The organism is Peterkaempfera griseoplana (assembly GCF_001418575.1).
Classification (GTDB): Bacteria; Actinomycetota; Actinomycetes; order Streptomycetales; family Streptomycetaceae; genus Peterkaempfera; species Peterkaempfera griseoplana.
Map to the genome: position 1 here is coordinate 1 of NZ_LIQR01000549.1, position 7,506 is coordinate 7,506.

6 protein-coding genes are annotated in these 7,506 nt (G+C 73.3%); 3 read left to right on the forward strand and 3 right to left on the reverse strand.

Features of this window, described 5'->3' with window-relative positions; translation table 11 throughout:
- The first annotated feature begins 376 nt into the window (after positions 1 to 376).
- Both AOK09_RS32305 and AOK09_RS32310 read left to right on the forward strand, forming a co-directional pair.
- Positions 377 to 2,956: a bifunctional FO biosynthesis protein CofGH gene (locus tag AOK09_RS32305; RefSeq protein ID WP_079063606.1), complete on the forward strand. Its 2,580-nt coding sequence runs from the start codon at positions 377 to 379 to the stop codon at positions 2,954 to 2,956.
- 110 nt (positions 2,957 to 3,066) lie between these two features.
- The gene (locus AOK09_RS32310) at positions 3,067 to 4,179 is read left to right on the forward strand and encodes an ADP-ribosylglycohydrolase family protein (protein WP_055590779.1); all 1,113 of its coding nucleotides are present in this window, start codon (positions 3,067 to 3,069) and stop codon (positions 4,177 to 4,179) included.
- A gap of 241 nt (positions 4,180 to 4,420) precedes the next feature.
- On the opposite strand, the gene AOK09_RS32315 is transcribed toward AOK09_RS32310, so the two are convergent.
- From AOK09_RS32315 to AOK09_RS32325, 3 genes are all read right to left on the reverse strand, one after another.
- The gene (locus AOK09_RS32315) at positions 4,421 to 4,630 is read right to left on the reverse strand and encodes a DUF397 domain-containing protein (protein WP_055590780.1); all 210 of its coding nucleotides are present in this window, start codon (positions 4,628 to 4,630) and stop codon (positions 4,421 to 4,423) included.
- The gene (locus tag AOK09_RS32320; RefSeq protein ID WP_055590781.1) at positions 4,617 to 5,486 is read right to left on the reverse strand and encodes a helix-turn-helix domain-containing protein; all 870 of its coding nucleotides are present in this window, start codon (positions 5,484 to 5,486) and stop codon (positions 4,617 to 4,619) included. The genes AOK09_RS32315 and AOK09_RS32320 overlap by 14 nt, the downstream gene beginning before the upstream one ends.
- A 243-nt stretch (positions 5,487 to 5,729) precedes the next feature.
- Positions 5,730 to 6,464, reverse strand: a complete 735-nt coding sequence (locus AOK09_RS32325; RefSeq protein WP_055590782.1) for a GOLPH3/VPS74 family protein — start codon at positions 6,462 to 6,464, stop codon at positions 5,730 to 5,732.
- Positions 6,465 to 6,728: 264 nt separating this feature from the next.
- Between AOK09_RS32325 and AOK09_RS32330 the strand changes: the two genes are divergently transcribed.
- A complete protein-coding gene (locus AOK09_RS32330) occupies positions 6,729 to 7,148 on the forward strand; it encodes a hypothetical protein (protein ID WP_055590783.1) in 420 nt (139 codons plus the stop codon).
- Positions 7,149 to 7,506: the final 358 nt, after the last annotated feature.

The window sequence follows — 7,506 nt, forward strand, 5'->3', positions numbered from 1 at the left end:
CCCCCGCCACCGCCACCGGGACCAGGACCCGGACCACCTTGCGGCGGGTCGGCCGGTACGGCGCGGCCATGCCGTGCTCGTCCGGCCGGTCGCCGGAGATCGGATTCGAACTGTCGACTGCCATCGCGGTCAGCCCCTCCATCGGTACTGGTTCGCGGCGGTCCGCCCGGTATCCAGCATGCACCCGGCGGCCGCTCCCCGTCGTACTCCATTGAAGGACCCGGACCCCGCCCCCGGCATCGGCCCCTGGGAGCAACCCGGTGTACATCCGGCGGAGCATGACCCTGAGGCCTTCTCAGGGTCGCCGCCCGCCGGACGCGGCTCCTGTGCCGAGGGCCGTCCGCGCGTCGCAGGGCAGCTGACGTATCGTCCAGCCATGACTGAGTCCAGTGGTTCGGCACCCACCTCCAACGCCATGCGGCGCGCGCTGCGCCGTGCCCGGGACGGGGTGGCGCTGGACACCGCGGAGGCGGCGGTGCTGCTGCAGGCCCGCGGGGCGGACCTGAGCGACCTGTGCGCCTCCGCCGCCCGGGTGCGCGACGCGGGGCTGGAGGCGGCCGGCCGGCCCGGGGTGGTCACCTACTCCCGCAAGGTCTTCATCCCGCTGACCAGGCTCTGCCGGGACCGCTGCCACTACTGCACCTTCGTCACCGTCCCGGGAAAGCTGCGCCGTGAGGGCCACGGCATGTACCTCTCCCCGGACGAGGTGCTGGACATCGCCCGGCGGGGCGCGGCGCTGGGCTGCAAGGAGGCCCTGTTCACCCTGGGCGACCGGCCCGAGGACCGCTGGCCGGAGGCGCGGGAGTGGCTGGACGCGCACGGCTACGACGACACCCTGGCCTACGTCCGAGCCATGGCGATCCGGGTGCTGGAGGAGACCGGGCTGCTGCCGCACCTCAACCCGGGGGTGCTCTCCTGGACCGATCTGCAGCGGCTGAAGCCGGTCGCGCCCTCCATGGGGATGATGCTGGAGACCACCGCGGTCCGCCTCTGGTCGGAGCCGGGTGGTCCGCACTACGGATCCCCAGACAAGGAGCCCGCCGTGCGGCTGCGGGTGCTGGAGGACGCCGGGCGCAGCGCCGTCCCCTTCACCACCGGTGTGCTGATCGGCATCGGCGAGACCTACGAGGAGCGGGCCGACGCGCTCTTCGCGATCCGCCGTGTCGCCCGGCAGTACCACGGGGTGCAGGAGGTGATCGTGCAGAACTTCCGCGCCAAGCCGGACACCGCCATGCGGGCCATGCCCGACGCCGAGCTGGAGGAGCTGGCCGCCGCCGTCGCGGTGGCCCGGCTGGTGCTGGGTCCGGCCGCCCGCATCCAGGCCCCGCCGAACCTGGTGGACGAGCAGTACGCGCTGATCGTGGGCGCGGGCATCGACGACTGGGGCGGCGTCTCCCCGCTCACCCCGGACCACGTCAACCCCGAGCGGCCCTGGCCGCACATCGACGAGTTGGCGGAGCGCACCGCCGCCGCCGGGTTCGAGCTGCGCGAGCGGCTCACCGTCTACCCCGAGTACATCCGGCGCGGCGAGCCCTGGCTGGACCCCCGGATCCTGCCGCATGTCGCCGCCCTGGCAGACCCGGCCACCGGCCTCGCCCGTGAGGGCGCCCTGCCCGTCGGCCTGCCCTGGCAGGACCCCGACGACGCGTACGCCGCCTCCGGCCGCACCGATCTGCACCGCACCATCGACACCACCGGCCGCACCGCCGACCGCCGCGCCGACTTCGAGGACGTCTACGGCGACTGGGAGGCGCTGCGGGAGCAGGCCGCCCCGTACGCCGTGGAGCGGGTCGACGCGGACGTCAGGCAGGCCTTGTCGGTGGCCGCCGACGACCCCGTGCGGCTCACCGACGACCAGGCTCTGGCCCTGCTGCACGCCGACGGGCCGGCGCTGGACGCGCTCTGCCGGATCGCCGACGAGCTGCGCCGCGACACGGTCGGCGACACCGTGACCTACTGCGTCACCCGCAACATCAACTTCACCAATGTCTGCTACACCGGCTGCCGGTTCTGCGCCTTCGCCCAGCGCCGCACCGACGCCGACGCCTACACCCTCTCCCTGGAGCAGGTCGCCGAGCGGGCCGCCCAGGCCTGGGAGGTCGGCGCCACCGAGGTCTGCATGCAGGGCGGCATCCACCCGGACCTGCCCGGCACCGCCTACTTCGACATCGCCCGGGCGGTGAAGCAGCGCGTCCCCGGCATCCATGTGCACGCCTTCTCGCCCATGGAGGTGGTCAACGGCGCCACCCGCACCGGGATGTCCGTACCCGACTGGCTGGCCGCCGCCCAGGAGGCCGGCCTGGACACCATCCCCGGCACCGCCGCCGAGATCCTGGACGACGAGGTGCGCTGGATCCTCACCAAGGGCAAGCTCCCTGCCGCCACCTGGGTGGAGGTCGTCACCGCCGCCCACAGGCTGGGCATCCGTTCCTCGTCCACCATGATGTACGGCCATGTGGACACCCCCCGCCACTGGCTGGGGCATCTGCGGCTGCTGGCCCGGATCCAGCAGGAGACCGGCGGCTTCACCGAGTTCGTCACCCTGCCCTTCGTCCACACCAACGCCCCCGTCTACCTGGCCGGCATCGCCCGACCCGGCCCCACCGCCCGGGACAACCGTGCGGTGACCGCCATGGCCCGGCTGCTGCTCCACCCGCACATCACCAACATCCAGACCAGCTGGGTGAAGCTGGGCGCGGAGGGCGCCGCGGAGATGCTGCGCTCGGGCGCCAACGACCTCGGCGGCACGCTGATGGAGGAGACCATCTCCCGGATGGCGGGCTCCTCCTACGGCAGCCACAAGTCCATCCGTGACCTGGAGGCCATCGCGGCGGCGGCCGGACGCCCCTCGCGGCAGCGGACCACCACCTACGGCGAGGTCCCGGCCGAGCGGCGGGCGGCGGCGCTGGCATCCGACGGGCATCTGCCCGAGCTGCTTCCGGTGCTGGGAAGCTGATGCCGCCCTCCGGCGCGTAGTCCTGGACGGCCCGGCGGCGGACGGTTCGAATACAGTTCCGCCGGGACGCAAGTCCGACCCGGGCCGCCAGGAGGAGGAGGCACCCCACCGTGCAGGCACTCTGGTCCCGCGCGCAGGAGCAGGACTTCCGCAGCAGGGTGCGCGGATGTCTGCTGGGCGGCGCGATCGGCGACGCCCTCGGCGCGGGCGTGGAGTTCGAGTCGCTGGCCAAGATCCGCGCGGCGCACGGCCCGGACGGTGTCACCGGCTACCTCCCGGCGTACGGCCGCCGCGGCGGCGCGGTCACCGACGACACCCAGATGAGCCTGTTCACCGTGGAGGGGCTGATCCGGGCGCACGTCCGCCGGGACACCGGGGTGTGGCACCCCCCGACCGATGTGCACGGCGCCTATCTGCGCTGGGCCGACACCCAGCGCGACTGGGGTCCGGACGAGCGGCGCCCCGACCTCGGCTGGCTGGGCCGCGAGGAGTGGCTGTACGCCCAGCGGGCGCCCGGCCAGGCCTGCCTCTCCGGCCTGGTCGCGGACGGCCGGATGGGGACCGTCGACCAGCCCCGCAACCCCCACTCCAAGGGGTGCGGCACGGTGATGCGCTCCGCGCCGTTCGGGCTGCTGGTCGGCTGGGACCCGGCCCTGGTCTTCCAGCTCGCCATGGAGTGCGCGGTGCTGACCCACGGCCACCCCACGGGCTACCTCTCCGCGGGCGCCCTGGCCGTCATCGTCCACACGGCGGTGCGGGGTGGAGCCCTGGAGGAGGGCGTGCACCTGGCCCTGGCGCTGCTCTCGGAGCGGCCCGGGCACGAGGAGACCACCGCGGCCCTGCGCGGCGCCCTGGACGCCGTACGGGCCGGTCTGCCGTCGGCGGAGCGGGTGGAGTCGCTGGGGGAGGGCTGGGTCGCCGAGGAGGCGCTGGCGATCGCCCTGTACTGCGCCCTGGTCGCCGAGGACGTCCGCTCGGGGCTGCTGCTGGCGGTCAACCACTCCGGGGACAGCGACTCCACCGGTGCGATCTGCGGCAACCTGCTGGGGGTGCTGCACGGGGAGACCGCCCTGCCGCCGGAGTGGCTGGGTGAGCTGGAGGGCCGGGGCACCATCCTCACCCTGGCCGACGACTTCGCCCTGGAGATGACCCACGGTCCCGAGCTGCACGGCCCCTCGGGCAGCCCGTACAGCACCTGGAGCGAGCGCTACCCGGCGCTCTGAGCGGCACGCCCGGGCCGGGATCGCCTGGGCGCGGTCGCCCGCCGTGAGGCGCCGGGCGGGCGGAGGGTCAGGACCGGCTCGGCACGTACGGCCGTGACCGCGCGGGGACTTCATAGGCGGACGGAACGGGCAGAAACTGCTCATTTCGGTGAATCACCCCCCGGGGTGAACAGCAGTCAGCCCCTGCGGCCGCCCGGGAGCGGCCGCAGGGGCTGACTGGCGTTCCGTCGGCCAGGAGTGCTCAGACGGCGCCGAAGGCGTCGGCGCCGGCGGCTGCGACAAAGGCCGCCCATGCCTCGGGGGAGAAGGTCAGGCTGGGGCCATGGGGATCCTTGGAGTCGCGTACGGCCACAGCGGCCGGCCCTGGTACCGCCACCTCCACGCACTGGCCGTTGGCCCCGCTGTAGCTGCTCTTGCGCCACACCGGAGTGCTGCTGTTATCCGCGTTCATGGTCTGCGTACTCCCTCGCGTACGTGGCTATCAACGACCGGGTGTCCGCGACGCTGAGCGCCGCGGCCCGCAAGTGGTCGTAGAGACCGGTATAGCGACGGACGTCCGCTTCCTTCTCCAGATAGAGATCACTTGTCACTCCTTCGAGGTAAACAACCGCCGTATCTGCTGACTCGGGGAACTCCAGGATGGAGAATGCCCCGGTCATGCCCGGGTGAGCCCCCTTGGTGAACGGGATCACCTGCAGATTGACGTGCGGTTCCTCGCAGAGCTCGGCCAGATAGGACATCTGCTGGGCCATCACGTCCTGACTGCCCACGACCCTGGCCAGGGCCGCCTCGTCGACCACCGCCCAGAAGTTGTCCAGCTGTTCGGGACCGCGCACCCGCCGCTGGCGCTCCATGCGCACCTCGACCCTGCGCCGCACCGCCTCGGCGTCGGTGTCGGGCTGGATCCCGGTCACCACCGCCTGCGCGTAGTCCCGGGTCTGCAGCAGCCCCGGCACGAACGACGACTCGTAGTTGCGCACCGCCGAGGCCTCCGCCTCCAGGCCGATGTAGACGCTGTACGGGATGTCGCCGAACGCATGCCACCAGCCACGCTGCCGGGACTCGCGGGCCATTGCCATCAGCGACTCGCGCATCCGCTCGTCCTCGACGCCGTAGACCTCGCAGAGATCGCGGACATCGCGCTGGCTGATGCTGCGCCGCCCGTTCTCCAGCCGGCTGATCTTGGACTGGGAGACCATCAGCCGGCCCGCGACCTCCTCGGCCGTCATGCCCTTCTGCTCGCGGAGGCGGCGCAGTTCGGCGCCGAGCCGGCGGCGGCGCACTGTGGGATTGATGCTGGCGGACACCTAGACCTCCGGGCGGTCCTCACATTCGTTCCAACCACTCAACGCACGAGCATGCCATCAACGATCTCGCCGCCGCCGGGGAATCGAAGCAGCTCATCGGATCGGGTGGGTGCCGCCGGACATGCCGGAGGGCGGCCGAACGGCAGAGAAGCTGCCGATCGACCGCCCCCGGGGGACCGCGGCGGCGCCCCCGTCGCGCCGCGCGGCCACTGTCCGCGTCAGAGGGAAGTGCTCAGAAGGGGACTACCGGACGCCCGCCCGGACCATTCCGTGGCCCGCCGCGGCCGCACCGGGCCGTCCGGCGGCCGCCCGCGAACCCGGCCGGGTGGACCCGGCACCGCGCGGTGCGGGGGCCGGAAGGCCGTTCTGCACATCCATCACGGCATGCGCCACCATCCCGCCCAGCGGGTCGTAGCGGATCAGGTCGCGCAACCGTGACCTGGACGAGCGGCCCTCGTTACCCGGGTACAGGTGCTTGCCGAGGCCCACCGAGTGCGCCAGGGCGGCGAGCGCCGCGGTGCGCGGGTCCGGTGGCACCCCGGTCCTGATGGCCGTGTCCAGACGTTGCTTGATGGCGCTGTTGGTGCACTCGTCGGACGCCTGGTACCGCGTCGTCGGCAGTACCCCGCACACCTGGCCCGGCACCGCCGTCACCATGCCGCACCGCTCCAGGTGCGCCAGGTACGTCTGCCGGAGACCCAGCCGGGGCCCTCCGATCCAGTGCACGGCACGCACCGGACTGCCGCGCCTGCGCAGCAGTTCCAGCGCATGGTCCAGGGTGGGGTCGCCCGTCGGCCGCGGCAGCACCACGGCTATCCGGTCCCCGTCCGGGACTATCCGTCCGGCCAGGGCCAGCTCGACGAGCTGCGCCCCGGCAAGTCCGAGGTCGAGGGTCTGCGGCTGTGCGGTGGTACCCGTGGCCGGGTCCAGCGCGAGCAACAGCAGTTCCTCGGGAATCGTTCTGCGGCTCTTGCCCATCCAAGCCTCCCCGCGTGGATGAATGACAGAGTGACGCCTCTCACACCCCCGTGTCGAGAGCGCCTCTGAATCGTGACCTTCGGAACCGCGGCCCCACCGGAGGTCGTCACCCGTGTGAAACGGGTGGTCGGACCCGGGAGAATTGCTCGTCGAGCGGGTCTTGGACGGGCGACATCATGTTCGTGGCGGACACTGTCCGCTGTGGGGCGGGACGCCGGAGCGCAGGGCGTCCCGCCAGGTGTGTGTGCGAGGAGGTTGGATCACGTGGGCGAGGTCCCCGGCACGGTCGAGCGCGACGAGGAGCGCCGACGCGCCGAACCGGACGACGGTGCGGCTCCGGAGGAGTCCGTGCCAGACGCGGGCGAGACGGATCAGGCGGACGGCGGCGAGGGCAAGGGCGACTCCACCGTCCAGCTCCGGGTGAAGGGCGGGGACAGCCCCACCACCATGCTGCGTCTGCCGACGGACAGCCCCACCCGGATGCTGCGGCTGCCCGCCGTGGAGGACAAGGTGGAGCAGGGTCAGGACACGGCCGCCGACACGGCGGACGGGGACGACGGGGACGGGGCGGCGGACGCCGCCGGGCCGGAGGACCCCCGGCTGGCCCTGCGCGCCGAGCGGGCGCAGCCCGCGGCGGACGCCTCCGCCGCCGAGGACGGCGAGGACGGCGAGGACGGCGGCTGAGGAGGGGGCCGGTTCCGAGGCCGGGCCGGCCGTACCCGAGGCCCAGGGAGGTGCCGAGGACGAGCCTGCCGACGCCGTACCCGCGGCCGCGCCCGAACCCGCCGACGGCACCGCTGCTGACGCCGCCGAGGCCGCTGAGGCCGCCGCGGAGCACGGCGAGCGGCAGGACGGCGAACGGCAGGACGGCGACGCCGAGGAGGCCTCGCAGGCCAAGCCGGAGCAGCGGGCCGCCGTGAAGCCGGCAGCCGAGCCCGAGGACGAGCCCGCGGCCGAATCGGAGCCCGAGCCGGAGGCTGCCGCCGCCGCGCCGGTGGCGACCGAGCTGTCCCTGCCCACCGTGACCCCGGCACCCGCACCC

Excerpts from the sequence above, each read along its gene's own strand:
- AOK09_RS32315 (WP_055590780.1), bottom strand. The coding sequence starts at position 4,630 with ATGAACGCGGATAACAGCAGCACTCCGGTGTGGCGCAAGAGCAGCTAC.
- AOK09_RS32325 (WP_055590782.1), bottom strand. The coding sequence starts at position 6,464 with ATGGGCAAGAGCCGCAGAACGATTCCCGAGGAACTGCTGTTGCTCGCG.
- AOK09_RS32305 (WP_079063606.1), top strand. The coding sequence starts at position 377 with ATGACTGAGTCCAGTGGTTCGGCACCCACCTCCAACGCCATGCGGCGC.